The 2296-nt window shown below is 72.2% G+C and carries 3 protein-coding genes; 1 reads left to right on the forward strand and 2 read right to left on the reverse strand.

From position 1 onward, the window contains the following. On the forward strand, positions 1 to 495 hold a 495-nt coding region (locus tag ABZV34_RS38600; RefSeq protein ID WP_356287701.1), incomplete at its 5' end, for a DUF5990 family protein. A 129-nt stretch (positions 496 to 624) separates the two neighbouring features. Here the strand turns inward: ABZV34_RS38600 and ABZV34_RS38605 are convergent. After that, on the reverse strand, positions 625 to 1323 hold the full coding sequence (locus tag ABZV34_RS38605; RefSeq protein WP_356287703.1) for a hypothetical protein: 699 nt from the start codon (positions 1321 to 1323) through the stop codon (positions 625 to 627). A gap of 462 nt (positions 1324 to 1785) precedes the next feature. Then, positions 1786 to 2296 (reverse strand): methylmalonyl-CoA mutase family protein (locus ABZV34_RS38610; protein WP_356287706.1); only part of this gene is annotated, 511 nt, incomplete at its 5' end.

The following is a 2296-nucleotide window of genomic DNA, read 5'->3' on the forward strand; positions in this document are numbered from 1 at the left end:
GTCGACCTGCCCGGCCGCACCTGCCCGGCCCCCGCCGACGCCGCCTTCCCCGTGTACCGCGACATCCATGTCGCCGTGCAACGCCGTGACCGTCCCGCCGAACTCCTCGACCCGCAGCCCGGTGACGCCCGGTCCGCGACCTGGACCCTGCCGTGCACGGCGACCGTCTCGCCGGCCGGCACCGACGTCCAAGGCCCCTACGTACAGGACCGTTTGGGCCGCCGGTTCGTGTACCTGTCCTGGGGCACCGTCGACGAGTCGGGCGTCTTCACGATGTTCCGCCGCGCCAAGCTGATGCTCGACGCCGTGCCCCCGCAGGTGCTCGCCGACGCCGCGAGCGAAGGCCTCCTCGTCGGACGCCTCGGCCTCAGCGACGCGCACGGCAACCCCTTGTGCGCACGTGTCGAACCTCCGCACATCACCTGGACCGCCGGCCCTGCCCGACCCGTCGGCCGGAACAGGCACATGAGGGTCCCCGGCGCCGCGTCCGCATGAGGGCGCCGCCGCGGCGGCGCAGGGCACCGGCCCGCCCATGACGGTGAGTGCCGAGGGGTTCGGCACGGACATGAAGGTGTTCTCCGGCGCGGACCGGGCCGCGCGGGTACGGCCGCGCATGCCGTCGCGTCAGTCGGTGACCGGGGTCTTCTGCTCCGGGGCGGCCTGCTGCGCGGAGTCGTCGCCCGCACCGGTCCCGGCCGCCGTGTAGTACACCGAGGTGCCCTGCTTGCTGCGCTGGGCGCGTCCCTTGGCGACCAGTCCCTCCACCGTGGTGCGCACGACCGTGGCCTTGACACCGCGCTCGGGGTGGGTCTCGGAGAGCGTGGAGGTGATCTCCGCGGCGGACCGCGGTTCGGACTGCCGGCTCAGGTGGTCGTGGATGAGCTCGACCAGGGTGGGCTTGCCCGCGGCTTCCGGCGCCTTCGCGGCGGACTTGGCGGGAGCGGCCTTGGCAGGAGCAGCCTTGACGGAAGCGGCCTTGGCAGGAGCGGCCTTGACGGAAGCGGCCTTGGCGGGAGCGGCCTTCTTCTGCTGCTTGGCGGGCTTGGACTTGGGTTCACCGGAGGTCTGCCGCGGCACCGAGGCCACCGTCGCGGCGGCCTCGGCCGCCTTCGCACCGGCCGGGGCGGGAGCCTCGTCACCCAGCGTCCGCCGCAGGCTGACCAGCAGGCTCTGATCGCGCCGCAGTGCCTCCAACAGCTCCTGGAGGGCCACCACCTCGGCGCCGATACGTTCCTGTTCCTTGGTGTTGCGCTCAAGGTCCGCGGTGAGCTGGGCCGCGTACTGCGACTGGAGTTCGGTGGTCTCCGAGTGGACTTGGGACATGACAGTTCCTTCTTCCGGGATGTCTGAATCGGTCCTGAGGGCGGATGGTACCTGCATCATCTGGCCATGATCCTGTGCGTGTTCGGGCCCGCGAGCGCCGGCCGACTCCCAAGGATGCCGTGCTCGGGGCCCACATGACATCGAGGAAGGCCACCTGTGAGTGGCACCACCAGCCCGTATCGAGGGTGTCTCATTCCCCTCATCAGCACGAGACATCCCCGGGAAACCAACCCCGCGCGGACCATGGCCGATACCGGCCGCAGCGATGTGCGGCAGGCGCACACACCAACTCCCCTCCGGGCCGCGGCCACTGAGATCGGCCACGTCGTAGGAGGCACAGTCCCAGACAACGGGGCACGGCATCGGGGAGAACAGCGGAACTCACCCGAACGGCACCCCGTCCGTGGACCCTCTCGTTGAGGGGACTCCTCGCAGGCACCCACCACCTGCCCGGCCCGCCCGCTACACGGCGGGCTGAAAACCAGCGCCCCACACCTGCCGCAGTGTGTCGCAGACCTCACCCACCGTGGCTCCGGAAGCAAGTGCCCCCTTCATCGGAGGGAGGACGTTGTCACTGCCCTCCGCCGCCTTGCGCACCGCGATGAGCGCGTCGTCGACCCGGTCGGCACACCGCCACGCGCGCAGTTTGGCCAGCCGCTCGGTCTGCCGCTGTTCGGCGACGGGATCGAGGCGGCCCGCCTCGTACAACCCCTCCCCGTCGAAGCACAGGTGAGGGTGGGCGGCGGGCCCGATCTCGTCCTGCTGGAAGCCATGACCGAGGGCGGCCACCGCGCCACCCAGCTCATCCACCCGCAGCATCAGCTCCAGCGCCGCGGCCTCCAGCGCGTCGGCCCTCCGCGCCGCGGCCCGGCCGCCCGCGAACGGGCGCACGGTGGGGGCGGGCCCGTACAGCCGGCCGCCGAGCACCGCCGCCAGGCCCCGCACCGCCCAGCGCACCGGCACGCGCGACGCG

The organism is Streptomyces sp. NPDC005195 (genome assembly GCF_040608315.1).
Classification (GTDB): Bacteria; Actinomycetota; Actinomycetes; order Streptomycetales; family Streptomycetaceae; genus Streptomyces; species Streptomyces kaempferi.

Excerpts from the sequence above, each read along its gene's own strand:
- ABZV34_RS38605 (WP_356287703.1), bottom strand. The coding sequence starts at position 1,323 with ATGTCCCAAGTCCACTCGGAGACCACCGAACTCCAGTCGCAGTACGCG.